The sequence below is a fragment of the Arsenicibacter sp. R0_47 genome (assembly GCF_057652235.1).
In genome coordinates, this window is record NZ_JBYFCJ010000007.1 from 63,620 (window position 1) to 89,641 (window position 26,022).

26 protein-coding genes are annotated in these 26,022 nt (G+C 51.1%); 14 read left to right on the forward strand and 12 right to left on the reverse strand.

Going from position 1 to position 26,022, the window contains the following annotated elements; genetic code table 11:
* The first annotated feature begins 17 nt into the window (after window positions 1–17).
* Together AC23NW_RS14665 and AC23NW_RS14670 are read left to right on the forward strand one after the other, a co-directional pair.
* Window positions 18–839: a glycoside hydrolase family 16 protein gene (locus AC23NW_RS14665; RefSeq protein WP_487450409.1), complete on the forward strand. Its 822-nt coding sequence runs from the start codon at window positions 18–20 to the stop codon at window positions 837–839.
* Between the two features lie 75 nt (window positions 840–914).
* The gene (locus tag AC23NW_RS14670; RefSeq protein ID WP_487450410.1) at window positions 915–2,633 is read left to right on the forward strand and encodes an alpha/beta hydrolase; all 1,719 of its coding nucleotides are present in this window, start codon (window positions 915–917) and stop codon (window positions 2,631–2,633) included.
* A gap of 37 nt (window positions 2,634–2,670) precedes the next feature.
* On the opposite strand, the gene AC23NW_RS14675 is transcribed toward AC23NW_RS14670, so the two are convergent.
* Window positions 2,671–3,690: an acyl-CoA reductase gene (locus AC23NW_RS14675; protein ID WP_293840178.1), complete on the reverse strand. Its 1,020-nt coding sequence runs from the start codon at window positions 3,688–3,690 to the stop codon at window positions 2,671–2,673.
* 122 nt (window positions 3,691–3,812) lie between these two features.
* On the opposite strand from AC23NW_RS14675, the gene AC23NW_RS14680 reads away from it, so the two are divergent.
* The 3 genes from AC23NW_RS14680 to AC23NW_RS14690 all read left to right on the forward strand — a co-directional run bounded on the left by AC23NW_RS14680 (window position 3,813) and on the right by AC23NW_RS14690 (window position 7,056).
* Window positions 3,813–4,163, forward strand: coding sequence for a 4Fe-4S dicluster domain-containing protein (locus tag AC23NW_RS14680; RefSeq protein WP_293840176.1), 351 nt, complete (start codon window positions 3,813–3,815; stop codon window positions 4,161–4,163).
* Window positions 4,164–4,503: 340 nt separating this feature from the next.
* Window positions 4,504–5,658 carry a porin gene (locus tag AC23NW_RS14685; protein ID WP_487450411.1) on the forward strand — a complete coding sequence of 385 codons (1,155 nt, stop codon included), beginning with the start codon at window positions 4,504–4,506 and terminating at the stop codon, window positions 5,656–5,658.
* Window positions 5,659–5,733: 75 nt separating this feature from the next.
* Window positions 5,734–7,056 carry an ammonium transporter gene (locus AC23NW_RS14690; RefSeq protein WP_293840172.1) on the forward strand — a complete coding sequence of 441 codons (1,323 nt, stop codon included), beginning with the start codon at window positions 5,734–5,736 and terminating at the stop codon, window positions 7,054–7,056.
* Between the two features lie 160 nt (window positions 7,057–7,216).
* Here AC23NW_RS14690 and AC23NW_RS14695 read toward each other — a convergent pair whose 3' ends face one another.
* Window positions 7,217–8,080 carry a universal stress protein gene (locus tag AC23NW_RS14695; RefSeq protein WP_487450412.1) on the reverse strand — a complete coding sequence of 288 codons (864 nt, stop codon included), beginning with the start codon at window positions 8,078–8,080 and terminating at the stop codon, window positions 7,217–7,219.
* Between the two features lie 418 nt (window positions 8,081–8,498).
* On the opposite strand from AC23NW_RS14695, the gene AC23NW_RS14700 reads away from it, so the two are divergent.
* The 6 genes from AC23NW_RS14700 to AC23NW_RS14725 all read left to right on the forward strand — a co-directional run bounded on the left by AC23NW_RS14700 (window position 8,499) and on the right by AC23NW_RS14725 (window position 13,644).
* Window positions 8,499–9,059, forward strand: coding sequence for a hypothetical protein (locus tag AC23NW_RS14700; protein ID WP_293840167.1), 561 nt, complete (start codon window positions 8,499–8,501; stop codon window positions 9,057–9,059).
* Window positions 9,060–9,138: 79 nt separating this feature from the next.
* A complete protein-coding gene (locus AC23NW_RS14705; RefSeq protein WP_487450413.1) occupies window positions 9,139–9,987 on the forward strand; it encodes an AAA family ATPase in 849 nt (282 codons plus the stop codon).
* 11 nt (window positions 9,988–9,998) lie between these two features.
* The gene (locus tag AC23NW_RS14710) at window positions 9,999–11,213 is read left to right on the forward strand and encodes a vWA domain-containing protein (protein WP_487450414.1); all 1,215 of its coding nucleotides are present in this window, start codon (window positions 9,999–10,001) and stop codon (window positions 11,211–11,213) included.
* Between the two features lie 68 nt (window positions 11,214–11,281).
* Window positions 11,282–11,983, forward strand: coding sequence for a 16S rRNA (uracil(1498)-N(3))-methyltransferase (locus tag AC23NW_RS14715; protein ID WP_293840161.1), 702 nt, complete (start codon window positions 11,282–11,284; stop codon window positions 11,981–11,983).
* Between the two features lie 90 nt (window positions 11,984–12,073).
* On the forward strand, window positions 12,074–12,739 hold the full coding sequence (locus tag AC23NW_RS14720) for a DUF4159 domain-containing protein (RefSeq protein ID WP_487450415.1): 666 nt from the start codon (window positions 12,074–12,076) through the stop codon (window positions 12,737–12,739).
* 107 nt (window positions 12,740–12,846) lie between these two features.
* Entirely contained in the window at window positions 12,847–13,644 is a 798-nt protein-coding gene (locus tag AC23NW_RS14725; RefSeq protein ID WP_487450416.1) for an acyl-CoA desaturase, read from the forward strand.
* Window positions 13,645–13,709: 65 nt separating this feature from the next.
* Here AC23NW_RS14725 and AC23NW_RS14730 read toward each other — a convergent pair whose 3' ends face one another.
* Genes AC23NW_RS14730 through AC23NW_RS14740 form a run of 3 tightly spaced genes read right to left on the reverse strand, consistent with a single transcriptional unit; the run spans window position 13,710 to window position 16,909 of the window.
* Window positions 13,710–14,240 carry a 5' nucleotidase, NT5C type gene (locus AC23NW_RS14730; protein ID WP_487450417.1) on the reverse strand — a complete coding sequence of 177 codons (531 nt, stop codon included), beginning with the start codon at window positions 14,238–14,240 and terminating at the stop codon, window positions 13,710–13,712.
* Window positions 14,241–14,282: 42 nt separating this feature from the next.
* Window positions 14,283–15,632, reverse strand: a complete 1,350-nt coding sequence (locus AC23NW_RS14735; protein WP_487450418.1) for a dihydrolipoamide acetyltransferase family protein — start codon at window positions 15,630–15,632, stop codon at window positions 14,283–14,285.
* Window positions 15,633–15,655: 23 nt separating this feature from the next.
* Entirely contained in the window at window positions 15,656–16,909 is a 1,254-nt protein-coding gene (locus AC23NW_RS14740) for a competence/damage-inducible protein A (RefSeq protein ID WP_487450419.1), read from the reverse strand.
* Window positions 16,910–17,070: 161 nt separating this feature from the next.
* Between AC23NW_RS14740 and AC23NW_RS14745 the strand changes: the two genes are divergently transcribed.
* The 3 genes from AC23NW_RS14745 (at window position 17,071) to AC23NW_RS14755 (ending at window position 19,467) form a co-directional block, all read left to right on the forward strand.
* Window positions 17,071–17,829 (forward strand): DUF4197 domain-containing protein, encoded by a 759-nt coding sequence (locus AC23NW_RS14745; RefSeq protein ID WP_487450420.1) that lies wholly within the window; start codon window positions 17,071–17,073, stop codon window positions 17,827–17,829.
* Between the two features lie 69 nt (window positions 17,830–17,898).
* Window positions 17,899–18,240 (forward strand): gliding motility protein GldC, encoded by a 342-nt coding sequence (gene gldC / locus AC23NW_RS14750; protein WP_293842844.1) that lies wholly within the window; start codon window positions 17,899–17,901, stop codon window positions 18,238–18,240.
* Between the two features lie 36 nt (window positions 18,241–18,276).
* Window positions 18,277–19,467 (forward strand): thioredoxin family protein, encoded by a 1,191-nt coding sequence (locus AC23NW_RS14755; RefSeq protein WP_487450421.1) that lies wholly within the window; start codon window positions 18,277–18,279, stop codon window positions 19,465–19,467.
* Window positions 19,468–19,530: 63 nt separating this feature from the next.
* Here the strand turns inward: AC23NW_RS14755 and AC23NW_RS14760 are convergent, their stop codons facing one another.
* From AC23NW_RS14760 to AC23NW_RS14790, 7 genes are all read right to left on the reverse strand, one after another.
* Entirely contained in the window at window positions 19,531–20,082 is a 552-nt protein-coding gene (locus AC23NW_RS14760) for a tetratricopeptide repeat protein (RefSeq protein ID WP_293842848.1), read from the reverse strand.
* 69 nt (window positions 20,083–20,151) lie between these two features.
* The gene (locus tag AC23NW_RS14765) at window positions 20,152–20,517 is read right to left on the reverse strand and encodes an MmcQ/YjbR family DNA-binding protein (protein WP_487450422.1); all 366 of its coding nucleotides are present in this window, start codon (window positions 20,515–20,517) and stop codon (window positions 20,152–20,154) included.
* Complete coding sequence (locus tag AC23NW_RS14770; protein ID WP_487450423.1) at window positions 20,514–20,702, reverse strand: DUF6728 family protein; 189 nt, start codon at window positions 20,700–20,702, stop codon at window positions 20,514–20,516. Before AC23NW_RS14770 ends, AC23NW_RS14765 begins: the two co-directional genes overlap by 4 nt.
* A gap of 207 nt (window positions 20,703–20,909) precedes the next feature.
* Complete coding sequence (ispG, locus tag AC23NW_RS14775) at window positions 20,910–22,913, reverse strand: (E)-4-hydroxy-3-methylbut-2-enyl-diphosphate synthase (protein ID WP_487450424.1); 2,004 nt, start codon at window positions 22,911–22,913, stop codon at window positions 20,910–20,912.
* Between the two features lie 170 nt (window positions 22,914–23,083).
* Window positions 23,084–24,298 (reverse strand): sugar MFS transporter, encoded by a 1,215-nt coding sequence (locus AC23NW_RS14780; RefSeq protein ID WP_293842856.1) that lies wholly within the window; start codon window positions 24,296–24,298, stop codon window positions 23,084–23,086.
* 80 nt (window positions 24,299–24,378) lie between these two features.
* Window positions 24,379–25,056 (reverse strand): class I SAM-dependent methyltransferase, encoded by a 678-nt coding sequence (locus tag AC23NW_RS14785; RefSeq protein ID WP_487450425.1) that lies wholly within the window; start codon window positions 25,054–25,056, stop codon window positions 24,379–24,381.
* Between the two features lie 15 nt (window positions 25,057–25,071).
* Window positions 25,072–25,959 carry a 3-keto-disaccharide hydrolase gene (locus AC23NW_RS14790; RefSeq protein ID WP_487450426.1) on the reverse strand — a complete coding sequence of 296 codons (888 nt, stop codon included), beginning with the start codon at window positions 25,957–25,959 and terminating at the stop codon, window positions 25,072–25,074.
* Between the last annotated feature and the right edge of the window lie 63 nt (window positions 25,960–26,022).

A 26,022-nucleotide genomic window follows, 5' to 3' on the forward strand; every position in this document is an offset into this window, starting at 1 on the left:
CTGATACTACCATGGCTATGTTTGGCTTGCTTTTGATGACTATGCTGGCTTGTTCGGGTGATAAAACACCGGTGCAGAGCCCTGCGCCGCAAGCACCGGTCAGTACGACCGGTTTGACAAAACGTACGCTCATCTGGGCGGATGAGTTTGATGTAGCGGGTTTGCCCGATACAGCCAAATGGAATTACGACACAGGTGGTCACGGCTTCGGAAATAACGAACTACAGTATTATCTGGCAAGCCGGCCGGAAAATGCCCGTATCGAAAACGGCGTGCTGATTATTGAGGCGCGGAAGGAGACTTACAAGAACCGTGACTATACCTCGGCGAAACTCTGGACAAAGGGTAAAGTTGAGTGGAAAGGCGGTCATTTCGAAATCCGGGCGAAACTGCCGAAAGGGCGCGGTACGTGGCCGGCCATCTGGATGCTGGCAGCCAAGGAACCCATGAGCTGGCCGCGCGACGGGGAAATCGACATCATGGAGCATGTCGGCTACGACGAAGGGACCGTTCACGGAACCATTCATACCGAAGCCTATAATCACGTCAGAAAAACGCAGAAGTCGAAAACCATTCCGGTACCGGACGCGACAACGACTTTTCATGTGTATGGCATCGACTGGAATAAAGACCGGATCGAGTTTTATGTCGACGAGAAGCTGTATTATACCATCACTAAAGAAGAGACGGGGACGTTGTATGAGCAGTGGCCGTTTGATCAGCCGTTTTACCTGATCCTGAACCTGGCGGTCGGTGGTAACTGGGGCGGACAGAAAGGGGTAGATGAAACCGCGTTTCCGGCCCGGATGGAGGTTGATTACGTACGGGTTTATCAGTAAAAGAATCGTGTAGCGGTATGGCAGGTTTCAGGTTTCGGATGCATATTTACGTCCTGACTTGAAACCTGAACAACTATGCGAAATTACGTTACCTGCCTGTTTGTCTGTCTGTTGCTGATATACTCCGGCGCATCCGGACAAACGTTCTCCGTTACCTTTCCGGATTCTGTCGGCAAAGAGCCTGTCGATGGCCGGCTGCTGCTGATTGTTGCCTCCAATGATAAAAGCGAGCCCCGCTTTCAGGTTAACGATGAGGTGAAAACGGCCCAGATTTTCGGGCGCGATGTTGACGGAATGCGGCCGGGCCAGCAAATGCTGATCGACTCAAGGGCATTGGGCTATCCGGTACACGATGTGGCGAGCCTGCCGCCGGGCGAATATTACGTGCAGGCAGTTCTCCACAAATACGAAACGTTCAAACGGAAATATGGCCCGCCCGTTAAGCTCCCAATGGATCGGGGGGAAGGGCAAAACTGGCGCACGGCTCCCGGTAATCTCTACAGTGTGCCGCAAAAAATCAGGATCACCGCCGGTTCAAAGCAATGGTACCGGCTGTCGCTCAACCGCATTAACCCGTCTATAACGGAACCCAAAGACACGAAATACATTAAGCATATCCGGATTCAGAGTAAGCTGCTCACCGAATTCTGGGGCCGGCCGATGTACATCGGCGCGCACGTGTTGCTGCCCCACGGGTTTGATCAGCATCCGGAAGCCCGTTATCCGCTGTGTGTCTTTCACGGGCATTTTCCGGACGATTTCGGTGGTTTCAGCGAGACGCCGCCACCTGCCAACATGGATACGACCGACTACATCGACCGGTTTAAAATTTACGGTTATAAAAAGCGGGTGGCACAGGAGGCTTATGATTTTTATAAACAATGGACCGGCAAGGACTTTCCGCGCATGCTGATCGTAGAAATCCAGCATGCCAACCCTTTCTATGATGACTCCTACGCCGTTAATTCTGAAAACATCGGTCCATACGGCGATGCCATTACCTATGAACTGATTCCGGAAATCGAACGCCGGTTCCGGGGGATTGGCCAGGGATGGGCCCGTTTTCTGTATGGCGGCTCAACCGGTGGCTGGGAGTCGCTGGCCGCACAGGTGTTTTATCCGGAGGAGTATAACGGCTGTTTTGCTGCCTGTCCGGACCCGATTTCGTTCAATGCCTACACGGTTGTTGATATCTACAAAGACAAAAATGCCTATTACATGGACGGACCTTTCCGCAAAATGCTGCGTCCGGGTCAGCGGAATTACCTCGGCCATGTCAAATGTACCGTGCAGGACATGAATCACCGTGAGCTGGCACTTGGGTCAAACTCCCGATCCGGCGATCAGTGGGACATCTGGCAGGCGGTATACTCGCCAATGGGTCAGGACGGATACCCGAAACCGATCTGGGATAAACTGACCGGCGATATTGACAGCAGCGTAGCCGCTTACTGGCGGGAGCATTACGACCTCTTACATATCCTGAAGCGCGACTGGGCGAAGCTGGGCCCTAAACTGACCGGCAAAATTCATATCTACTGCGGTGATATGGACAATTATTACCTCAATAATGCGGTCTATCTGATGGAGGATTTCCTGAAACAGACAAAAGCGCCGCATTATTACGGAGAAGTCGATTACGGCGACCGGGCCGAACACTGCTGGAACGGCGATCATACCCAGCCAAATTACATCAGTCGGTTGCGGTATAATACACTGTACCTGTCAAAAATCCTGAAGCGGATTGAAACCAGTGCCCCCAAAGGCGCTGACCTGACTAGCTGGCGCTATTAAAAAGAAAAGGAGCACGGTTCAGCGCCGTGCTCCTTTTTTACAGACTTGTTAAAAAGGCCATGGTATCAACCCCGTCAGCATAATCGTTGAGGCCGGGCGACTGCGTTTTCCCGAAGGGCACGCTGCCCGGATACCAACCATCCGCAGCAGCAACCACCTGAATTTTCGCGGCATTCTGCTCCAGAAAAGCGGTAAGTCCGGCCTGTGTCGCGTAGGTTTGGTAATACAAGACAGAAATCGGTGATACCAGCCGGTCATCCTCGGTCATCAGCAGCAGGCAGTTATCCAGATGCGGTACGCCGTTTACCAGATAAATCGATTTATTGTAATCGTAGTTGTTGACGTACTTATGGTTGCTGGTATATTCCGGAATCAGCGCCTCGGTAACACGCAGAAAGCGCTGCAATATCTCCGCGTCCGGAATCAGTACCGTCGACACATTCCGGCACCCTAATCCGAAATAACTGAGTACATCTTCCGACAGCGCCAGCAGTTGCTCATCGGACTCTACGCCGGTCAGCACCCCGACCGATGTACGGTTGCGGCGGATGATGTGCGGCCGCTGCCCGAAGTAATAATCAAAGTAGCGGGCCGTATTATCGCTGCCGGTTGCGATAAAGGCATCGGCGGCATTCAACCGTTCGGCAATGGTAATGTACTCGCCGAATGCCGGATTTATTTCTGTTATTTTTTTTATTAAATAATTGATTAGTACAATATCCTGACTGCTAAGCTTCGCCAGGATACGATGTCCGCTGACCAATACACACAGTAAGTCGTGAAAGCCGACGGCCGGAATATTGCCGGCCATAACAACGCCGATGCTTTTTGGCGTCTGCGGTTCAGACGGGTATTGAGCTGCCCATGCCGTAAGCGCATCAGCCGTCAGCATGTGGTCACTGATTGCATGGAAAGCCCGTTTCACATTGGCAGGCGTAAACCAGTTATTCTGCCCGTTGGCCCGCCAGGCCATATCGTCAATTTCGGTTTGCCCCTGTTCAGACCGTAAAAAGTCTCCGAGAGCGATAAAAGTCTGGATGCGTTCGTTTTGCGTCATTCGTGTCAGGCAATCGCTGATTTTACCACAAAAATAACTAATAGTTTGCCCTAACCCTTTAAATAGTTATATTTGTTGTCCAAAAGTCGAACCTATTTTTCTGCACATAACCTAGTACGCTCATGGCTATCATGATCACTGACGAGTGCATCAACTGCGGTGCCTGCGAACCCGAATGTCCGAATACTGCTATCTACGAAGGTGGCGTTGAGTGGACATGGGGCGGAGGGACAAGCCTTGATGAAGTTGATTTTGGTGACGGAACCATTGTAAGTGGTAAAGCGCCGCAAGCACCCGTTTCCGACGAGTTCTATTACATTGTTTCCGATAAATGCACGGAATGCGTAGGCTTCCACGAAGAGCCGCAGTGTGCTGCCGTTTGCCCGGTTGACTGCTGTGTGCCGGATCCTGAGCATGAAGAAGAAGACGATACGCTGTTAGCCAAGAAAGCCTGGCTGCACGCTGAAGAATAAGCGGAACATACGTTTACCGATTGCCAAACCCGACCAACTACCTGGTCGGGTTTTTTGTTTGGTGAAAATTTGCTTCTGCCAAATCAAATTGGATAATCACGGGGAAACACAGAACTTACCTATAACTATAGCGAGGTATGAATTCTTAGAAAATTTCAAAAAAATGTTAAGTTTTCTTGGATTTTAGGTTTAAAAAGTAAGATGTTTTAAACAAAATTAGTGGAAAATGACCAGAAATAGGTTTAAAGGTTGAATCACCTGTTGCATCAATTAAATTTTGTAATAAACTTTGTGCCGTTCAATAAAAGTTTACAAAACCACTGTTTAGCCAAAGTAAATTATGAAAAAGATCTTTTTACTAGCTGCCTGTTTCATGGGTGCCTTGTCTGGGAAAGCACAGGATTCTACCGGAACCGATTCTGGGAAATTTACCTTTTCCGGATACATGGATACCTACTATTTCGGGAACTTCAATAACCCGAAAAGTCAGTCGAATATGGGGTTGAATGCATTGGGTAGCTCAAATGCCCGGGCGTTTGACCAGAAGTCAGGTCAGTTCGGAATTGGTTTGATTCAGGCAAAAGCGGCCTACAGTTCAGATAAGGTAGATGCTGTAATGGATATGGCATTCGGTCCTTTCGCGGATCTGGGCAACTACGGCAACAATGTTGCTTTCCTGGGTGCAGGCTCAACGTCTTTAGCCATTAAGCAGGCTTACGTAACCCTGAAAGCAACCAGTAAACTGAGCTTTACAGCCGGTCAGTTCGGTACGCACATTGGCTATGAGGTCATTGATGCTCCGGTGAACTTTAACTACTCGCTGTCTAACCTGTTTAACAACGGTCCTTTCTATCACATCGGTCTGAAAGGCCAGTACTCGTTCAGCGACAAGGCATATTTAATGCTCGGTGTTGTGAACAACATTGATAACATTTTTGATAACAACAAGAAAAAAGGCCTGATCGGTCAGTTCTTCTTCTCGCCGGTTTCGGGCTGGAACGTTTATCTGAACGCCATCGCCTCAAACGAAGCATCTCAGGATGTGAACGGTGTGAAAGCGGACGATGCTTCTTACGCGCTGTTTGACCTGACAACAACTTATCAGATTACCTCTAAATTCTACGTAGGCCTGAATGCCGCAACCGGTTCACAGAAAGGTGACTATCAGAATGGCGGCGGTCCGTCTGAGAAAAAGACATGGGGTGGTTTCGCGCTCTATACCAACTACGCATTCTCGGATAAGTTTGCTTTGGGCGCACGCTACGAATCATTCGATAACAAGAGCGGTGTTCGTGCGCTGACAGACGCAGCCGGTAACGGTGCAAGCGTTAACTCAATCACATTCACCGGTAATATCACAACGGGTGGTGGTCACGTACTGCTGAAGCCGGAGCTGCGTATCGACAGCTACTCGGCTAATAAGTTTGAGAAAAATGATGGCTCATTCTCAAAGTCGCAGACGACGCTGGGTATGGCTGCCATCTTCAAGTTCTGATTTTCTTAACATAAACATATGCAGTTAACCCTTACCAATCGCTAATCTATTGTACAACAAAAACCCAGTAAGTCTATGTCACGTTACATCCCTCTCGCTCTGCTGCTGATTGTCAGCGTAATGGGTATTCTGATGCCCTCTGTTCCAACGCAAATCGTTACCGAAGGTATCGATACCGGTGATACCGCGTGGATGTTGGTTTCTTCTGCATTGGTATTGTTGATGACTCCCGGCCTGGCATATTTCTACGGCGGTATGGTTAACAACAAAAACGTTATCTCAACGATGTTGCAAAGCTTCATCGCGATGGGTGTAATCAGCATCATGTGGGTGGTTGTCGGCTTCAGCCTTGCGTTTGGTGATGATATCGGTGGTTTCATCGGTGATCCGACTACGTTCTTTATGTTCAAAGGCGTACTTGACGGCAAGCCTTGGTCACTGGCTGCTACTATTCCACTGGTTGTGTTCGCTTTCTTCCAGCTGAAGTTTGCGGTTATCACGCCGGCGCTGGTAACAGGCTCAATGGCTGAGCGGATCAACTTCCGGTCATACGTCCTGTTCATGATTCTGTTCTGCCTTTTTGTGTACACGCCGCTGGCACACTGGACATGGCACCCGGATGGTTTCCTGTTCAAAATGGGTGTTCTTGACTTCGCTGGTGGTACTGTTGTACACATGTCTGCCGGTTGGGCTGCCTTAGCCGGTGCAATCTACCTGAAGCGCCGTAAATCACACATGGAAGCCAACTACTTCCCGCCTGCCAACATCCCGTTCGTACTGTTAGGTACCGGTCTGCTGTGGTTCGGCTGGTTTGGTTTCAACGCCGGTTCTGCGGTTGGTGCATCTGCCCTGGCAGCTTCAGCGTTCGCAACAACAAACACAGCTGCGGCGGCTGCCGGTCTGTCATGGGTACTGTTCGATGCGGCTAAAGGTAAGAAAGTATCTGCTCTGGGTTTTGCCATCGGTGCGGTTGTAGGTCTGGTTGCCATCACGCCTGCGGCTGGTTTTGTAACGATCCCATCGTCAATCTTCATTGGATCGATTGCCGGTATGATCAGTAACTTCGTTGCTCACCTGCGTACGAAATCAACGCTTGACGATACGCTTGACGTATTCCCTTGCCATGGTGTAGGTGGTATCGTAGGTATGCTGATGACAGGTATCTTCGCCTCAAAAGGGGTTAACTCAGCTGTAACGGTAGAAGGTCTGGCATTCGGCGAAACCGGCCTGTTTATCGAGCACGTTAAGGCGCTGTTCATCGTGTCAGCGTTCGCTTTCGGTGGTTCATTACTGCTGCTGAAAGTTACTGACCTGATCCTGCCGCTGCGTGTATCTGAAGACGACGAAAAAGTTGGTCTGGACGTAAGTCAGCACGACGAATTCCTGATCGAGGCATAATATAAACTGATACAGGTTGTTCACTGACGACTCAGCGGACAACCTGTATCAACAAACCTGAAAACTGACAGATCCACAGGCCGGCCTTGTTGGCACTTAACCCTGTGGTTTTGTTGTACTCCGGGAAGCCGTTCGCCTTTGGCGTGCGGTTTCTTCGTTTTTAAGGGGTTTCAACTTTCGGTGAATGGTAGACCAGCACCGGAATATGGGCCCGCAATACCATACGTTTCGTCAGGCTCGGGTTCAGCAGGCCATCCAGAAAACCCCGTTCTCGGGTGGTCATCACCAGCAGATCCGCCTGGTGTTTATCCAGATAGTCCGAAACGCCGCCGGTAACGGTACGGGCATGGATCAGATTAACCCGCAGCGGATCGTTACCTAATGTACGCTGAAGCTGTGCTTTAAACTGTTCGTCGTCAAAAACATCCGGCTGGTTATCGGCATTGACTTTCAGAAAATGCAGGCGCCCGCCGAAATCAGCGGTAAGCTGAGAGACCTGCTGTAAGACCGACCGCTCGTCGAATTCAAGCTGTGTGGCAAAAATTACTTCGCTCAGAGCCACCGGCTTAGCGGTTTCGTGCTCATCAGGGGCCGGCACAACCAGGACCGGGCAGGAGGCATCGAGGGCAACATCCGTGGCCGCACTTCCCGCCAGCCAGTCAAAAAATGTGCTCATAGTATGACGGCCGGTAATGATGAGGTCAACATTACGGTCACGGGCGGTGCTCAGAATTTCATCCTCAATACCACCCATCCGCCATTCCGTATCAACAGTTAATCCGGCGGCCCGCAGCTGGGCGGCCAGATGATCGAGCTGTTCGTGTCCGATTTTTTCCAGATCATACGCCGCCGCCACACCAACACCTAAATCACCGACAGTCGGTAAGGTAGTATCGGGCAAAGGCGGCTGGTGAACATGCAGCAGAATCAGGGTTGCCTGATACTTTCCGGCTAATGTTTTGGCCCATTGCAGCGCCAGCGACGCAGAGGAGGTGAAGTCGGTAGGAAAGAGAATCGTTTTCATATGAGGAATTTTAATGTACTACGATTAACAAATAAAACTACATACAACAAAGAAAAGTGTGTGAAATCTATGTTAATGGTAACGTAGAGACGCAACATTTTGCGTCTCAGCAACAGCAGGTAGTAATGGTAGAGACGCAAGATGTTGCGTCTCAGCAGCGGCAGGGAATAATGGTATAGCCGCAACATCTTGCGTCTCAGCAGCGGCAGGGAATAATGGTAGAGATGCAACATCTTGCGTCTCAGCAGCAGCAGGTAGTCAAATGAAAGGTAATTGAGACGCAAGATCTTGCGTCTCTACATGGGTGCACAGAATTCCCGGGAATCTGGTAACTTTGACGGGGATTAGTAAAATAGTATAAAACAGAGACCTAACATATTGCGTCTCTACCGTATTTTGCGAACAAACCAGAGAACTGATGGATATTAAAAATAATCCGGGTTTCGACCCACAGGAAATTGCCGAACTCAAGGAAGAGTGTCAGGCTGAAGGCATGTCATTCGTTTACGTAGAAGACGAAGAAGTTGAAATGCTCGAAACAGGTGAGTGTGAGCATGTTCAGTTTGTCGGTACGTACCAGGGTAAGGAAGTTATCTACGATGCCCTGATTTATACACTCCGTCTGCACCATAGCAGCCTGGTGTATGAAATGGCCATTGAAGAACTCAAAAAGTCATATCCGAATTATGTTCCGGTGGAGGAACGGAACGCCAATTACAAAATTACGGCAGAAGAAGAGGAAGATGCCGAAACCGCATTGACCGAAATTATCGAAGAACTCGAAGAAACCGAAGCCGTTAAGGTGCAGGAATACGTCGAGGTAGATACCGATTTCGAGTATGGAATCAGTCTGGATGTTTGTCTGAACGTGGAAGAAATTGATGAAGATGTAATCGGAAACTTCATCAAAAACTTCAACAGCAACACGCTGACACTGGATCAGACCATGTACTCGTTCTCCGATAACGGGCAGGAATAGTCTTTTATACAAAAAGGGAAGTATGAGGTAAGACTGCCGGTACGCAGTCTCCTTTACTTCCCTTTTCTCTTTTCTGGTCATGAAACAACACTTTTCCGGAACGAATCAATACGTTGCCACCCACGAACTGAGCATTGCCGTCAATGCGGCGATCACCCTGCAGAAACCCTTGCTGATTAAGGGGGAACCCGGCACGGGAAAAACGCTTCTGGCCTACGAAATTGCCGGTGCCCTGCAAAAGCCGCTGTTTACCTGGCATGTTAAGTCAACGACCACGGCGCAGCAGGGTTTGTATGAATACGACGCCGTTTCGCGCCTGCGGGATTCTCAGCTCGGCAATGCCCGGATCGGGGACCTTGAGGCCTATATCAAAAAAGGAAAACTGTGGGAGGCGTTTGAATCCGGTGAGCAGGCCGTTTTGCTGATCGACGAAATCGACAAGGCCGATATTGAGTTCCCGAACGACCTCTTGCAGGAACTGGACCGGATGGAGTTTTATTGCTACGAACTCCGGCGGACCATTTCTGCACGCCACCGGCCGATTGTGATCATTACCTCCAACAACGAAAAGGAGCTGCCGGATGCCTTTCTGCGTCGGTGCTTTTTTCACTACATCCGGTTTCCGGAAAAGGAGACAATGGAACAGATCGTACGGGTCCATTTTCCGGTTTTATCACAGGAATTAATGACCAAAGCCCTGTCGGTCTTTTTCAGCATCCGCGATGTGAAGGCGCTGAAGAAAAAGCCCTCCACCAGTGAGCTCATTGACTGGATCCGGCTGTTGCTGGTTTCGGGGGTTACGGAAGACGATCTGACCGATCTGGAAGCCTTGAACGAACTGCCGCCTTATGTCGGATCGCTCCTGAAAAACGAGCAGGATACGGTCTTGTTAACGGCCTTGAAGCAAAAAGGGAAGCGTCCGTATTAAACGCACAGGCTATGTTTCTTGAGTTCTTTTTGCGGCTGCGCCAGCATAATCTGCCCGTGACGTTGCCTGAGTATCTGACACTACTGGCCGTGTTACGATCGGAGGCCGGAATCTCGTCGGTCAGTGATTTCTATGCCCTCAGTAAAACCACGCTGGTCAAACACGAACAACACCTTGATTTGTTCGACCGTGTGTTTGGCAAGTGGTATAACGGGATGCAGCAGACACTGCGTGAAGAACTGCCGGACATACCACCCGACTGGCTGAAAGACGCGCTGCACCAGCAGTTTACGGAAGACGAACAGGCGGCTCTCGCCGGTATGGGCGGTCTTGATCAGCTCTGGCAACGGCTGCGCGACCTGCTGCAGGAGCAGGATGAACGGCATGAAGGCGGCACCAAATGGATCGGGACCGGCGGCACCTCACCCTTTGGTACGCAGGGACAGGCGCCGGAAGGATTCCGGATGGATAAGACGGAAACCGGCAATCGTAATGCGCTGAAAATATGGGAGCAGCGTGCCTATAAAAATTACGCCGACGATGTAGAACTGAATACGCGCAACATGAAGATGGCGCTCCGTCAGTTGCGTATTCTGACGCGCGAAGGCATTGAAAATGAGCTGGATATTGACCGGACGATTTCCGAAACCAGCCGGCAGGGCGGTTTGCTGGACATTCAGCTGCGGCCGTCGCGTAAGAACCAGGTAAAAGTGCTGATGCTGTTTGATGTCGGCGGTTCGATGGATGGCCACGTCGATTTGTGTAACCAGCTATTCTCGGCGGCCCGCTATCAGTTCAAACATCTGGAGTTTCTGTATTTTCATAACTGTGTGTACGAAAGCCTGTGGCGGAGCAACCAGCGTGAGCATGGCGACGGCCGTCGTGACCGCGTGTCGACACAGGAGATCCTGAATACCTATAATAAGGAATACAAGATTATTTTTGTAGGCGATGCCTCCATGGCCAGTTATGAAATTACACACGCCCGGGGCAGTGTTGAGCATTATAATGAGGAGGCGGGCATTGTCTGGCTCGACCGGTTTAAAGCCCGGTATCCGCACATTGTCTGGCTGAATCCGGAAGTGGCGGGCTACTGGAAATACACCCACAGCATTCAGTTGGTGCGGGAATGGTGCGGCAACCGGATGTTTCCGCTGACCCTGAGCGGTATCGGGCAGGCCATGCGCTGCCTGAAAAATCCTAAAATTACATTTGACGGGCATTAACCGGCCAAAATTACCGCTTTGAGCGGTTAAAGGCAGCTGACATTGTAAAACCGCCTATTTTTGCGCTCATGCATCTTTTTTATCAACCTGACGCCCCGGCCATTTCAGCCTTAACGGAAGACGATTCACGCCATGCCGTGAAGACGCTCCGGCTGGGTACGGGCGAGGAAATTCTGGTTACCAACGGGCAGGGAAAGCAGTTTACGTGCGTGATCACGAAAGCCGATCACCGGCAATGTGCATTCCGGATTACCGGTGAAAAAACAACGCCTGCCCGTCCGTTCTCCATCCGTATCTGTGTTGCACCCACCAAAAACCTGGACCGTATCGAGTGGTTTGTCGAAAAGGCCGTTGAACTCGGCATTGAGCAGATCAGCTTTTTTTTCAGCCAGCATTCCGAACGGCGGGTACTGAAAACCGAACGGATTGAAAAAATCGCCGTTTCGGCCATGAAACAATCCCTGCAGAGCTGGATGCCGCAGATTGATGAGGCCATTCCGTTTAGCCAGCTGCTGGCTGCGATACCCGCCGAAGGGCAGCGGTTTATTGCCCATCTGCCTGACGATGAAGTACCGGAACATTTATTCAGAGCCGCCCGAACAAATGAAGTATACACGGTGTTAATCGGGCCGGAAGGGGACTTTTCAGAGCCGGAAATTCAGCAGGCTGTTCAGGCGGGATTCCGGATGGCGGTGCTGGGCCCGAGCCGGCTCCGGACGGAAACCGCCGCACTGGCCGCCTGTCAGATTCTGAATCTGCTGAATCAGTAAAATACCGGTCAGGCAATGTCTGCGAAGCGGCAATCGTTGTATATTTGTTAGTCATCATTATCCTAAAGGTAGTAAAAGCAGCTAAGCCTCATGAAAAGAATAGTGTGTTTGCTCATCGGATTACAGCTCATGGTAATCGGTTCGGTGCTGGCTCAGGCGTCCTATAAAATTGCCAAGCTGAAATACAGCGGGGGCGGCGACTGGTATGCCAATAAAACGTCCATGCCGAACCTGATCCGGTTTGCCAACCAGAACCTGCGCATGAACATTTTCCCCGAAGAGGACATTGTTGAGCCGGGTAGCCCGGATATCTATTCGTACCCCTTTATACACATGACCGGTCACGGCAATGTGGTGTTTTCAGATGCCGAAGCGCAGAACATCCGTCGTTATCTGGTGTCAGGGGGCTTTCTGCATGTTGATGATAATTACGGTCTGGATAAATACATCCGCCGCGAGATGAAAAAGGTATTTCCGGAACTGAATTTTGTGGAACTGCCCTACAATCATCCCGTATATAACCAGAAATTTAAATTCCCGAACGGACTACCGAAAGTACACGAACACGATGGCAAGGCGCCTCAGGGCTTCGGATTAATCTATCAGGGCCGGCTGGTTTGTTTTTACTCCTACGAGTGTGATCTGGGTAATGGCTGGGAGGACCAGAGCGTGTATAATGACCCTGAAAACCTGCGGCAGCTGGCCCTACGGATGGGTGCCAACCTGTTGCAGTATGCTACAACCGTAGTGGAATAGTTGGATTTAACCATCTTTTTTAGCCATAACCAGGCAAAACATTTGGATAATTCCTTATTTTTGTAGAGATTAGTTAGTTGGATTGTTAAACTTAAATATATTTCACTGTGATTGTTGTATTGGTAGTATTAGCCGGGCATTGGTATCTGTCCCTGTTTTGCCAAACATTTTTCTTACATCGCTACGGTGCCCACAAAATGTTCACGATGAACAAATTCTGGGAGCGTTTCTTTTACTGCCTGACGTATCTGTCACAAGGTTCGTCGTACCTGAGCCCACGCGCCTATGCCGTGTTGCACCGCATGCACCACGCCTACAGCGATACTCCTAAAGACCCTCACTCTCCGCATAACTCAACGAACGTGTTTCAGATGATGTGGAAGACCAAAGATATTTATAATGCCGTTTTACACCGCCGTGCTCCCGTTGCCAGACAGTTTGATCGCAATTACCCGCACTGGACCCTGATCGAGAAAATCGGTGATTCATGGGTTTCACGGGTTGCCTGGGGCACGCTGTATTCCCTGTTCTACATTTTTGCGTACCTGTATCTGGATATGCACTGGGCATTCTTCTTCCTGCTGCCGATTCACTTCCTGATGGGCCCTATCCACGGTGCTATCGTTAACTGGAGCGGTCACAAGTACGGTTACCAGAATTTCGATAACCACGACAAGTCACGTAACTCGCTGATTTTTGACTTGCTGATGCTGGGAGAGCTGTTCCAGAACAACCACCACAAGCGTCCGAACGATGCGAACTTCGGTGCCCGGTGGTGGGAGTTTGATCCGACATATCCGGTAATCCGCGTGCTGGACAAACTGCAGATCATCCGCATTGCGCCTGAAAAAGGAAAAGAACATGAGCGCGAAGTTGGTCACGAGCGCGTTGTTGATGCCCAATAAGCTAACGACAGAATATACTAACAAAAAAAGGCGGATCCATGATCCGCCTTTTTTGTTATCAGCCACTAACGTAAGTACGCCTCAATCTCCGGCCACGTATTAAACCGGCGGAAGTCCTGACTGGTCCGGTTGTGGACCGCCGAGAACAGCAGACCTTCTCCCTGGAAAGTAACCAGGTTACGGGGCAGATCATCAATCAGATAGTCCGTGTTCAGGACGCTTTTATCACCCATAAAAATGATATTACGCCAATGAATTGACGGGAAGTGTTCTGCCAGCCAGTCGTATTTATCGCGGAACGAATTCGGAAACTCCATGGCCGCCGTAGCAACAAAAATGTCGTACCGCTCCGATAACTGCTCTATGGCCGCCTGAGCGCCGGGCATCACCCGGATGTCGCGGAAGAAGCCCGGTTCATACACATGCTGTAGCAGGGCATTGAATTCGTGCTCATCCAGCAGTTCGTGGAACGATTGGGTTTTCAGCTCATCCAGTGTGTAGCGGGGCGCGTCTCCTGCCAGATAAATATCGATGAATTTGCCGTTGGTGTCGGCCAATACATCGTCCATGTCAATAGCAATCCGTTTTCTTTTCATAAACAGTGATCAGACGTCTGGGTCTTGTGTGCTGCAAAATGATTAAAACTGCCGGTTAATGTCAAACTGCTCCAGATAATCGGCGACGCGGCGTACAAACCGACCTCCGAGCGAACCGTCTACAACGCGGTGGTCGTAGGAGTGGCTCAGGAACATCATCTGGCGGATACCAATCAGATCGCCCTGCGGGGTTTCGATTACGGCCGGTTTTTTAACGATGGCGCCAAAAGCCATAATCGCTACCTGCGGCTGCATAATGATTGGCGTCCCCATCAGGTTACCAAACGTGCCGATGTTGGATACCGTGTAGGTGCCGTTCGACAGGTCGTCGGCGGTTAATTTGTTTTCGCGCGCGCGGTTCGAAAGTTCATTTACTTTCTTCGCCAGCCCGACGAGGTTGTACTGATCGGCATTGTGAATGACGGGTACAATCAGGTTACCGCTTGGCAAAGCAACCGCCATCCCGACATTTATCGACTTTTTGACGATGATGTTGTCGCCATCGACCGAAATGTTGATCATCGGGAAGTCCTTGATGGCTTTTACGATGGCTTCGATCAGGATCGGGGTGTAAGTGAGGCCTTCACCGGTTTGTTTCCGGAACACGTCTTTCACCTTATTGCGCCACTGCACGACGGGTGTCATATCGGCTTCAACAAAGGACGATACGTGGGGTGAAATCTGCTTCGACTCAACCATCCGCTGCGCAATCATTTTCCGCATCCGGTCCATCTGGATAATATCCGACTGACCGCTCAGTGAGGTTGTGTGTACTTTAGGCGGCTGAACAGGAGCCGGAACAGGCGCGGGGGCCGGTGCTGCAACAGGCGTAGCCGGGGCCTGTACCGGTTGCCGGTTCTGCACATAATCCAGCATGTCCTGTTTTGTTACCCGGCCTTCGGCACCGGTACCCGGCACACGGTCAAGCTCTTCGCGGCTGATGCCTTCCTGCCTGGCAATGTTTTGCACCAGCGGGGAATAAAACCGGTTGGCAAAGACCGGACTATCGGCAAGGGGAGTCGCAGGGGCGGGGCGGGTGCTCATAGCCAGAATGCTCGCTTCAAGGTCCTGCGCGGCCGCTTCTGCCGATGGCTCCGCTTCGGGTTGAGCCGGCGCGGGCTGGTTCGCCGGTACATCGGAGACCTCCTCAGCGCTGGTTTCGATGCGGGCAATGGTAGCCCCGATAGCGATGACATCACCATCGGTAAACAGTACTTCCTTCAGAATGCCGGAAAAGGCGGCGGGCACTTCAGTATCTACTTTATCGGTAGCAACTTCCAGAATTGATTCGTCGGCTTCAACACGGTCGCCTGGTTTTTTAAGCCAGGTAATGACCGTACACTCCATAATGCTTTCGCCCATTTGGGGCATCACCATGTCAACGAGGGCCATAGGTTATTGGTTTGTTCGTTTGTTTATAAGCTTAACAGTTCTTCGCGCAGCAGGTTCAGGACATACATCGTGGTCAGCTGAATATTCTGTTCGCGGTAAGGTCCCAGTTTCAGGAGCCGGGTAACGGTCCGCTGACCGGTGGCGCAGGCGATCCAGATGGTGCCGACCGGTTTTTCGTCGGTGCCACCCCCCGGACCGGCGATACCGCTCGTGGCCAGCCCGACGTCTGTACCCAATGCACGGCGGACGCCTTCGGCCATTTCAATGATAGTCTGCTCGCTGACGGCCCCGAAATTGTCCAGGGTTGCCTGACTGACGCCCAGCTGATTTACCTTGATCAGATTGCTGTAGCTGACGATACTGCCCCAGAAACAGGCAGAAACGCCCGGCACTTTGGTAATTGTCGCCGATACATGGCCGCCGGTGCAGCTTTCGGCAATGCCCAGGCTCAGGTTATGCTCCTGTAGCATCCGGCCGACGACGGCTTCGATTTCGTCGTCACCATAGCCATAGACATGCTTTTCGATCAGCGGTAATACGTTGGCCGTCTGCGCTTCCAGTTGCTGGTCAAGCAGGGCTTCATCGGTGCCGGTTGCCGTCAGACGCAGTTTCACACCACCGAAAGAGGGGAGGTAAGCCAGCCGGATATGGGCAGGAAGCGCATCCTCCCAGGCCTCAATTCGTTCGGCGAGAAACGATTCACCGATCCCGACCGTCCGGATAATTTTGTGTTTGATTACCGGCGGATTAAAGTGTTCCTTTAACCGGGGCAGAATCGCATGCGACATGAGATTTTTCATCTCAAACGGAACGCCCGGTAAGGATACGTAAACCCGCCCTTCGTGCTCGATCCACATACCAGGGGCGGTTCCCCAGTTGTTTTCGATATAGGTAGCATTGGCCGGCAGAAAAGCCTGCGTACGGTTGATGTCGGTCAGGGCACGGCCGCGGCGTTCAAAGAACGCCGTTACGAAGGCAAGTGCCCGCTCGTTCAGGACCAGTTCCGTGTTAAAATACCGGCAAAGGGTTTGTTTGGTAATATCGTCTTTGGTAGGCCCCAGACCACCGGTCAGAATGATGATGTCTGCCCGTTGATGGGCTTCGGCCAGAATGGCCAGAATGGCCTCTGCCTGATCCCCGACCGACGCCTTGCGGGTGACCCGGACGCCAATGTTTGTGAGCTCGGTTCCGATCCATTGGGTGTTTGTATCCGTGATCTGACCGAATAAAATTTCGTCGCCTATCGTTATAACTTCGGCGCGTATGCTAGCCGCCATGTGTAATTAACAGAAAAAGTGATACTGAAAAAGGATGATAGAAGCCCGAAAGGGTGGGTTAAACCATATTTTTTTCAGTATTTCACGGATAAAAGCTAAGTTTTCGTTAAACCTTTACGGGCTTTTGCCCGTCTCAAAGGTAGTAAAAATCATTCGGTGCGATGAAAAAGATTATTTGGTTTGTTGCCTTTGGTAGCCTGATTGGTATCCACGAGGTAAGTGCTCAGGACTCAACGAAAAAAGAAAGTGGTCTGAACAAGTTCGGTAAGTTCCTTGAAAAGGCTTCGCAGGCCGTTTCATCGGGCTCCGGCTCGCTCACCAGCAACGAGATCGGGCAAGGCTTGAAAGAGGCCCTGAAAATCGGGGTAAGCAAAGGCTCTGATCAGGCGTCGGCAGTTGACGGGTTCTTTAAAAATCAGCTGATAAAGCTGGCGTTCCCGCCGGAAGCCCAGAAAGTAGAGGCCCGTCTGCGGCAGATCGGGTTGGGGCCACAGGTCGATCAGTTTATCCTGTCGATGAACCGCGCTGCCGAGGATGCGGCCAAGGAGGCAAAACCGGTCTTTCTGAATGCCGTTACCAAAATGACCATTCCGGATGCGGTGCAGATTCTGAAAGGGCAGGACGATGCCGCTACGCAATACCTGCGTAAGACCAGCGGCAGCGAACTGGTGACCCGTTTTACCCCCATTATCGACGGGGCACTCAAAAAAAATAATGCCACAAAATATTACGCAGATTTGGTAAACGCCTACAACAAGTTGCCGTTAGTGAAAAAGGAAAACCCGAATCTGACGGAATATGCAACGAATAAGGCGGTTGACGGTCTTTTCCTGCTGGTTGCGCAGGAGGAAAAACAGATCCGGGAAAATCCGCAGGCGCGGATTACGGACCTCCTGAAAAAGGTATTCGGCGCGCAATAAGTCCGGAAACCGGATGAGTAATGGCAAACGCGGGCAGGAATGTCCGCGTTCCTTTTTACTTTTGTGTTTATGAAAAAGTCAGAAATCAATTTTACAATCGAGTTAGATAATGAAAGCGTCCCTGAAAAAATCTACTGGGATGCTACCGAGAACCCAAATGACGGTCTGAGCGACTCGCGCGCCGTGGCCATCGGTGTATGGGATCATTATCACAACAGTACGCTACAGATCGCACTCTGGACAAAAGATATGGAAGTGTTTGATATGAAGCGGTTTGCCATCGAAATGATGGACGGACTGGCCACCAATATCGCCAATGCAACCGGTGATCAGGCAATGGCCGATGACATCTTAAGCCTGTGTAAGGTATTGAGCCGTCGGGTACAGGACGAGATCCGTCGTCAGAAATAAAATCCTAAGCCGTAGACCCGTCTGAGAACGCTTTTCATGAATAGATTAAACTGGTTTTTTGTCGTACTGCTTTCTGTCACGACGGTATTTGCCCAGAAAGGAATTGATTTCCGGTCCGAATCAATTGATCAGGTTTTCCAGAATGCCCGCCGCACGGGGAAACCGGTTTTTGTCGAGATTTATTCGCCCGACTGCCACGTTTGCCAAAGCTTTATGCCGACGCTGGCAGACCCGCGGGTGGGTAAGTTTTACAACGAAAAGTTTGTCAGTAAAAAGCTCGAACTGATGAATCAGTCGACACAGGACTGGCTGAAAGCACACCGGTTGTATGTGCCGTCGCTGCCGCTCTTCCTGTATTTCGACGGACAGCAGACCCTGATTCATTACGCGATGAGCAATAACTCGGCCGACGAAGTAATTCGGCACGGCACCGTTGCTACTGATCCGAAAAAGCGGGCGCAGACTTTCCGTCAGCGTTTTGAGAAAGGGGAGCGCGAAGCTAACTTCCTGATCGATTACGGAATGTATGCCAAAGTGACGACGGATACTGTTGGTAATCTGAAAGCAATGGAGGCCTATGCTAAACAGCAGCCGGCCAGTACCTACGCGAACCAGACGAACTGGCTGGTGCTGCAAAAACTGATTATGGATTCCGATAACCCGCTCGCGGTGTATTTTATCAATAATCAGGGAGCCTATAAGCAGTACGGTCCGCAACCGGTGCATGATGTGGCCGAAAACATCATTATGTCGTCGCTGTATTGCAGCCGTGCCGGCCGCTATGAGCCGTCGCGCATTCTGCGGATCAGGGATCAGCTGGTGAAAATTGGTGTTCCGCCGCAAGTTGCCGCTAACCGGACTCTGCTGCCGGAGGTAGGTGCCTACTTCCGCGCAAAACAAACGGAAAAGGCCACTGCCCGGATGGATAAGCAGGCCAACACGGCTCCGCTGACCGTACCGGAATTTATTTATATCTGCCGGTATTTTAACAAGAACAGTCCTGATCCGGCCGATGTGCCAACGGTTATCAAATGGAGCAATAAGGCGCTGGGTATGAAGCCAACGACGAACGATCAGGCTGATCTGTATTATGAACAGGCAGAAGCGTACCGCCGGGCCGGTAAAAAAGCAGACGGGCTGAAGGCGGCTCAGAAGTCTCTGGAAATGGCAAAAGCTGCTAAAATGGATACGAAGCGGAATACTACGCAGCTGAGTAAGCTGAAGTAAAGGGAAAAGTGTATACATGACAGAGGGCCGGTCTGCTTTTCAGCGAACCGGCCCTCTGTTTGTTTACTGATTAACCACACCGCGCACAAACGGCGGTTGTTGAAGCATATAGGCTGAGTTTTCGTCGCCGAGCATAACGGCGCGGTTCAGGTCGCTTTCTGCCTGGGTATGCTGGCTGAGCTGGAGCCGGGCAATGGCACGCCACCGGTAGGCGTCCGGTTGTTCGCCGCGGAAGTGCCAGACCGCTTTGTCGAACTCCCGGAAGGCATCCTGATATTGTTCGACGGAATAATACGCAATTCCGCGATCCAGATAGCTGTCGGCCAGTGTATTATCACGGTTCAGAGCCTGTGTCAGGTCGTAAATCGCTGAATAGTAGTTCTGATTAGCCAGCTGACATTTTCCCCGGAACGCGTAGGCCAGAGCCGATTTCGGGTTTTGTTTGACAGCCTGATTAAAATATTCGTATCCCTGTTCAAACTCACGTTGTTGAAGCAATAAAATGCCTTTTTCGAAACGGATCCGGTCCTTGTCGGCAGGGGTATCGTGATCCATTGTGAAATACCGTATGACCAGGTAAAAGAAATAAAGCAAAAAAATAAGCGAGATTTCCATAAGCTCGGTTGTCCAGGCGCGTCTACGAAAATACAATTTCCGGAGCAATTATCCGTCAGATGTCAGGCTTTATGCTGCGGGGCCGGTATCCAGACTGTCGCGAACCGCTTTGGGTAAGCTTTTCCGGACAAGCTCATACGAGTGGTCAATCCATTCCCGTACATGGCTGTCGCGGATACCGCCGTCAACGATGACTGTGTTCCAGTGTTTTTTGTTCATGTGATACCCCGGCTTTACCGCATCAAACTCCTCCCGAAGCTGCACGGCCAGTTCCGGATCACACTTCAGGTTAACCTGTACGGGCCGGGATTCGATATCGGTCAGGGCAAAAATTTTGCCGCCCACTTTAAAGACCAGTGTCGTCTCACCAAACGGGAACGATTCCGTGGCAGCCGGCCGGCTCAGGCAATAATCACGCAGCGATTCAATGTTCATCGGGTGCAGGCTCTGACAATCATCACCACCAGACAAAACAGGAACATGACAATCGAAATCCGGTTGATGCCGTGCATCATGCGCAGGTTCTGACTTGTCGGCGCGTTCGGATCCGGTTTCCGGAATACCCGGATAAAATAGCTGAATACCGGCCCTATTTTAAAGTAATCAACAAACTTGTTCATGGTCAACAAATTGAATTACGCAGGTTAATAAAACCTTGATTTAACCACTGACTTTTTTCTTCACCACATAGCCACATAAAGCACATAAGATTTAATAAGCTATGTTTTCTATGTGGCTATGTGGTAAACGGGAATATAGTTTTACGACAGCAGTATAGATTATACAGTTCTGTCGTGAAGACTAGCGATCGGTTCCTGTATTATGAACTAGATTTCGGCGGCAACGGGTTCCAGCCAGCGGCCATCTTCCCGGATCAGCTCAATCAGATCATCAACAGCGCGGTCGGCTGGTACGGATTTTTTGATTACCTGCTGCCCGCGGTACAACGCAATTTTATCGCGGCCAATGCCCACATAGCCGTAATCGGCATCGGCCATTTCGCCCGGACCGTTCACGATGCACCCCATGATCCCGATTTTGACGCCTTTCAGGTGGTCGGTCCGCTGCCGGATTTTTGCCGTGGTTTCCTGAAGATCGAACAGCGTACGGCCACACGACGGGCAGGAAATGTATTCGGTTTTGGTAATCCGTGTCCGGGCAGCCTGTAAAATACCGAAATCAACGCTGTTGTATCGTTTCCGGTCGTCGGCCGTTGCGTCGGCGGTGCTTGTCAGCATGACGCCATCGCCGAAGCCATCGACCAACAAACCACCAAAGTCGGTGGCCGCATAGAGCGTCAGGTCATCATCAGAAGCATGCGCAAAACCACGAACCAGCACTACCGGTACTGTGATTCCCTGATTGACCAGTTCAATAAACAACCGGCGCAGGGCAGGCATGGCGTGTGTGTTCGCTGTTTGCGCCATTAAGACCACCTGTTGATCCTGCTTTAACGCATCCAGTAACGGCTGCAAAACCGTTTCCGGTGAAATGCGGACAAACGTAAGCCGTGGATGCAGGGCCTCTTTTCCGGCGTTCAGGTATTCCTCTTCCGTTAATAACGGAAAGCAGTTCTGCTGATCGGCAGATTGCTGCCAGACGGCGTAATCCTGAATTTCTTTCAGACCGTTGGGGAGCATAAAGGCCGCCGGCGTTGCACCGGTATAGATGTAATCGGCGCCCAGGTCGTTCATCCGCCACTTGTCGGGAACCGGCAGGTAAAAATGCCCGATTGATTTGAGATCGTCGTGTTCCGTTACCGGATGATGACTGAAATCGGCTATCACACGAGGCACATTACTGCCCCCGAAATTTGCTACCTCCTGCGTGGTGCGGCGGCTGTACTGAAACGGATTGTGTGGCAGCGCCGATGTCAGCGGCTCGATCGGCTGAGCGGTTGCAGACCGGTGTGTGTAGCGGTCAATGAGCGTTTTGCAGACCGGCACCTCAAACTCGGGTTCTTCCGTCAGCGAAACGCGGACCGTGTCGCCCAGCCCGTCTTCGAGCAGCGTTCCGATGCCGACTGCCGACTTAATGCGGCCGTCTTCAGCTTCACCTGCTTCAGTGACACCGAGGTGCAGCGGATACGGCTTCATGCCCTCTTCGGCAAGCCGTTGCACCAGCAACCGATAGGCCTGAACCATCACCTGCGGATTCGACGACTTCATCGACAGTACGATATTGTAGTAGTTCTCGTCTTCGCAGATGCGCAGGAATTCGAGCGCGGATTCAACCATACCAACCGGCGTATCACCGTAGCGGCTCAGAATGCGGTCAGACAGCGAACCGTGGTTGGTCCCGATCCGCATGGCAGTACCGTATTCTTTACAGATCCGGACCAGTGGCAGGAATTTTTCACGGATACGCCCCAGCTCGGCGGCATAGGACGCATCGGTATAGTCGATGTGCTCAAACCGCTTCCGGTCGGCATAGTTTCCGGGGTTGATCCGTACTTTTTCGACAATGCGGGCGGCCAGTTCGGCGGCATTAGGCGTAAAGTGAATATCGGCTACGAGCGGGGTATTGTACCCGCGCAGACGCAGTTCTTTCCGGATATTTTCAAGGTTTTGAGCTTCCTTTACGCTGGGCGCCGTAATCCGGACGTACTCGCAACCGGCGTCGATCATCCGGATACACTGCTCAACAGAGCCAAGGGTATCCATGGTATCAACAGTAGTCATCGACTGTACCCGGATCGGGTAATCGGAACCAAGCGGTACGTCGCCAACGGAAACCGTGACCGTTTTCCGGCGACTATATTCGGTAAGTGAGGGGGCGTAAAGAGCGGGAATGAGTGCCTCGGCGGGCGATGTCAACAATGTGTCGGGCATACCTAACAGAACCAGGTTCGTTATCCGGCAAAGGTACGGAAAAAGCCGAAGCTAAGCGGTATTCTGGTCTAGATGTAAAACCCAGATCGGTTGAGAATTGTTCGGGAGCGGGGGGGAGAACTTCGCGGAAATGACGGACTGAAGCCCGCCGTTTCCGCGAAGGAGACAAATTACCAGCGGGTCTTTTTATAACCGGCCAGCGAGTAATATAGAATGATGCCGAACAGCGGCAGCAGCAAGGCGTAGGCGTTTTTAAATGCTGTAACATCGGTCAGGTAGCCATGTACCAGCGGCAGAATAGCGCCCCCCGAAATACCCATAATCAGCAGGGCTGAACCAATTTTGGTAAAGGGCCCGAGGCGGTTCAGGGCTAACGGCCACACGGCCGGCCAGATCGGAGCGATGGCAAAACCCATCAGGGCAATGCACAGAATGGAATAAAAGCCGGATGTCAGCAGCGCGCCGACCGTGAGGATAATGGCCAGCACCGAACCAAAGCGCAGCGCCGTTGTTTGCGAGATGTATTTCGGAATCAGGACAATACCCAGGAGGTAACCGGCCAGCAAGCCCGCCAGCGTGTACGAGGTAAAGTGTTTGGCTTCATCGTTGGAGAAGCCGATGGCTGTACCGTAGTTGATAATGGTATCACCGGCAATTACTTCGGCGCCCACGTAGCAGAACAGGGCCAGTACGCCTAAAACCAGATTCGGGAACTGCCATACGCTGGTATAGGTCGTTTTTTCGCTCGCGGTATCGTCGTCCTCCTGTTCTTCGGAAACTTCCGGCAGGGTCGAGAAGCGGATTAACAGCGCCAGTACAACCAGTACGCCGGTCAGGATCAGGTAAGGAGTTACTACCTTGTCAAGGTTGGCCGAGCCGCTGCTTAACAGGATACCGCCGAATACCAGCTGGCTACAGATACCGGCCAGTTTATTGGCAACCCCCATGAAACTGATCCGTTGGGCAGCACTTTCGCGTGGACCCAGAATGGTGACGTAAGGGTTCGAAGCCGTCTGGAGCACTGTCAGGCCGATGCCAATCAGGAACAGACCTACGAGGAACAGCGGGTAGGAAACCACTTTGGCCGCCGGTACGAAAATCAGTGTACCAATGGCCATTGTCAGCAAACCGATTGACATCCCGTTTTTGAAACCGGTCTTTTTCAGAACCGCCGACGACGGAATGGCCATCAGCGTGTAGGAAATAAAGAAGGCAAACGCCACCAGATTAGACTGCAGGTTGTTCAGACTGAACGCCTGTTTAAAGAACGTGATCAGTACACTGTTTACCCACGTGACAAAGCCGAAGATAAAAAACAGGGCACCGATAATCAGCAACGGCCCGATGTAGCTGTTGCTGGTTTGAGGTTTTGGAGATGAAACCATTTCAGATTAAGTAATTGAGTACGTCGATTTAAAAATACGTCGAAATGAAACCATGAAAATAGAGGATTTCGACGGTATTATCACTGCAACGCCCCGATAATCGTTGGCCGCCGGGCTTTTAACAGAATAGTTACCATGTTAAATACCTCGCCCGCAATACCATGTGCCGGTTCTTCTTCCTTGATAACGGACTCAATGACAAAACCCTGCGCACTAAGCAGGTCAGTCAGCTCGGCCGAATCGTACAAATGAAAGCCGTACTGCGTAAAGGGGAGCAGCTGCATGCTGGATTTAGTACGGATGCCGATAAAAAAAAGGCCATCGGGTTTCAATACCCGCAGGATTTCGCGCAGCTCATCAGCCGGGTTTTCCCAGAAATAGATGGTGTTGATGGTAATAATTTTGTCGAACGATTCACCGGCAAAGGGCAGCCGGTCGGCCGTAGCTTGGTGAAACCGTACCCGACCGGCATCGACGAGGGGCTGATTCAGCGCTGTTGCTTCGGTGATCATGGTTTCCGAGAAATCGCAGCCGTCGTAGGTCGCCGTCGGTTGGCTGGCTAATAGGTCGCCGGTAAAGTACCCGTTTCCCATACCGATTTCCAGTAAGTGCTCACCGGGTTGCAGGTCGAGGTGATTCATCGTCAGCGCATACATAAATGCGTTGCTCCGGTTCATTTTCTGGCCGACATCGCGGCCCATCTCACCTTCGGGTTGCCGTAACTGCTGAGCAACTTGCTGGAAATCAATATGACTCATGGTATTTGTGGTTGTTTACCTCCGGAATTTACAGGCCGAAGGATCGTGTTTGACATAATATGATTTATAATTGACCGCCTTCGGGTTCATACAGCCTTTCAGGTTCAGGAGCTCAATGCCACGGAAATCAATGGCATGGCTTTCGGCCTGAAGAGCGATATAGCCTTCTTTCAGCTGGCTATTCAGCTTCGGCGCCCAGGCATCGGCATTGGTGATATTCATCATCTTCCGGAAATCGCCGTCGAGCGTACCGCCAATGCGGATATTCTGATAGGCCAGTACCGTATCGCCATCAATGAGGTGATAGACCACTGAGTCGCCCAGAACGATCGCTTCTGCTTTAACCCATTGATCCCCGTCATAGGTTTTAGAATCTGAGTCGATGCAATGCGCATTGGCGAATTTACCGTTCATATCCACGATGGTACCTGGTGAGCAGAGGTTGCCGGTATGGCGGGTGCCTTTACCAAGCCCGCCCAGTAACTGCATTTCGAGCGATACCGGAAAGTGCTGTTCAAAGGTCAGGCTCGCCGCTGACTGCGAATGAAACATAATCCCGCTGTTGCGTACGTTCCAGGTAGCCCCGCCCGGCACCTGATCACCCTGAAAGCGGTATTCGAACCGGATGCGGTAGTGGGAATAAGGGGTTTTGTAGTAGATGTGGCCGTATTTATCGTTGAACTTGTCGTATTCTTTATAACTGACGCGCAGCATACCGTCTTCGACCAGAAACGTATTTTTATAATTGTCGTTGAGGGGTTGGTTGGCGATTTTAATGTCCCAGCCGCTCAGGTCTTTGCCGTTGAAGAGTGACTGCCAGTCTTCTTTTTTTGCACCGGACTGAGCAAAAAGTGCAGACAGGCTAAGGCAGGACAGAATAAGTGACAAAAATGATTTTTTCATAGAATAAAATGGAGTAATTTGGTAGGTCAAACGAACTCAGGTTTGCCCGAAGGTGAGACAATA

Excerpts from the sequence above, each read along its gene's own strand:
- AC23NW_RS14665 (WP_487450409.1), top strand. The coding sequence starts at position 18 with ATGTTTGGCTTGCTTTTGATGACTATGCTGGCTTGTTCGGGTGATAAA.
- AC23NW_RS14670 (WP_487450410.1), top strand. The coding sequence starts at position 915 with ATGCGAAATTACGTTACCTGCCTGTTTGTCTGTCTGTTGCTGATATAC.
- AC23NW_RS14675 (WP_293840178.1), bottom strand. The coding sequence starts at position 3,690 with ATGACGCAAAACGAACGCATCCAGACTTTTATCGCTCTCGGAGACTTT.
- AC23NW_RS14680 (WP_293840176.1), top strand. The coding sequence starts at position 3,813 with ATGGCTATCATGATCACTGACGAGTGCATCAACTGCGGTGCCTGCGAA.
- AC23NW_RS14685 (WP_487450411.1), top strand. The coding sequence starts at position 4,504 with ATGAAAAAGATCTTTTTACTAGCTGCCTGTTTCATGGGTGCCTTGTCT.
- AC23NW_RS14690 (WP_293840172.1), top strand. The coding sequence starts at position 5,734 with ATGTCACGTTACATCCCTCTCGCTCTGCTGCTGATTGTCAGCGTAATG.
- AC23NW_RS14695 (WP_487450412.1), bottom strand. The coding sequence starts at position 8,080 with ATGAAAACGATTCTCTTTCCTACCGACTTCACCTCCTCTGCGTCGCTG.
- AC23NW_RS14700 (WP_293840167.1), top strand. The coding sequence starts at position 8,499 with ATGGATATTAAAAATAATCCGGGTTTCGACCCACAGGAAATTGCCGAA.
- AC23NW_RS14705 (WP_487450413.1), top strand. The coding sequence starts at position 9,139 with ATGAAACAACACTTTTCCGGAACGAATCAATACGTTGCCACCCACGAA.
- AC23NW_RS14710 (WP_487450414.1), top strand. The coding sequence starts at position 9,999 with ATGTTTCTTGAGTTCTTTTTGCGGCTGCGCCAGCATAATCTGCCCGTG.
- AC23NW_RS14715 (WP_293840161.1), top strand. The coding sequence starts at position 11,282 with ATGCATCTTTTTTATCAACCTGACGCCCCGGCCATTTCAGCCTTAACG.
- AC23NW_RS14720 (WP_487450415.1), top strand. The coding sequence starts at position 12,074 with ATGAAAAGAATAGTGTGTTTGCTCATCGGATTACAGCTCATGGTAATC.
- AC23NW_RS14730 (WP_487450417.1), bottom strand. The coding sequence starts at position 14,240 with ATGAAAAGAAAACGGATTGCTATTGACATGGACGATGTATTGGCCGAC.
- AC23NW_RS14735 (WP_487450418.1), bottom strand. The coding sequence starts at position 15,632 with ATGGCCCTCGTTGACATGGTGATGCCCCAAATGGGCGAAAGCATTATG.
- AC23NW_RS14740 (WP_487450419.1), bottom strand. The coding sequence starts at position 16,909 with ATGGCGGCTAGCATACGCGCCGAAGTTATAACGATAGGCGACGAAATT.
- AC23NW_RS14745 (WP_487450420.1), top strand. The coding sequence starts at position 17,071 with ATGAAAAAGATTATTTGGTTTGTTGCCTTTGGTAGCCTGATTGGTATC.
- gldC (WP_293842844.1), top strand. The coding sequence starts at position 17,899 with ATGAAAAAGTCAGAAATCAATTTTACAATCGAGTTAGATAATGAAAGC.
- AC23NW_RS14755 (WP_487450421.1), top strand. The coding sequence starts at position 18,277 with ATGAATAGATTAAACTGGTTTTTTGTCGTACTGCTTTCTGTCACGACG.
- AC23NW_RS14760 (WP_293842848.1), bottom strand. The coding sequence starts at position 20,082 with ATGGAAATCTCGCTTATTTTTTTGCTTTATTTCTTTTACCTGGTCATA.
- AC23NW_RS14765 (WP_487450422.1), bottom strand. The coding sequence starts at position 20,517 with ATGAACATTGAATCGCTGCGTGATTATTGCCTGAGCCGGCCGGCTGCC.
- AC23NW_RS14770 (WP_487450423.1), bottom strand. The coding sequence starts at position 20,702 with ATGAACAAGTTTGTTGATTACTTTAAAATAGGGCCGGTATTCAGCTAT.
- ispG (WP_487450424.1), bottom strand. The coding sequence starts at position 22,913 with ATGCCCGACACATTGTTGACATCGCCCGCCGAGGCACTCATTCCCGCT.
- AC23NW_RS14780 (WP_293842856.1), bottom strand. The coding sequence starts at position 24,298 with ATGGTTTCATCTCCAAAACCTCAAACCAGCAACAGCTACATCGGGCCG.
- AC23NW_RS14785 (WP_487450425.1), bottom strand. The coding sequence starts at position 25,056 with ATGAGTCATATTGATTTCCAGCAAGTTGCTCAGCAGTTACGGCAACCC.
- AC23NW_RS14790 (WP_487450426.1), bottom strand. The coding sequence starts at position 25,959 with ATGAAAAAATCATTTTTGTCACTTATTCTGTCCTGCCTTAGCCTGTCT.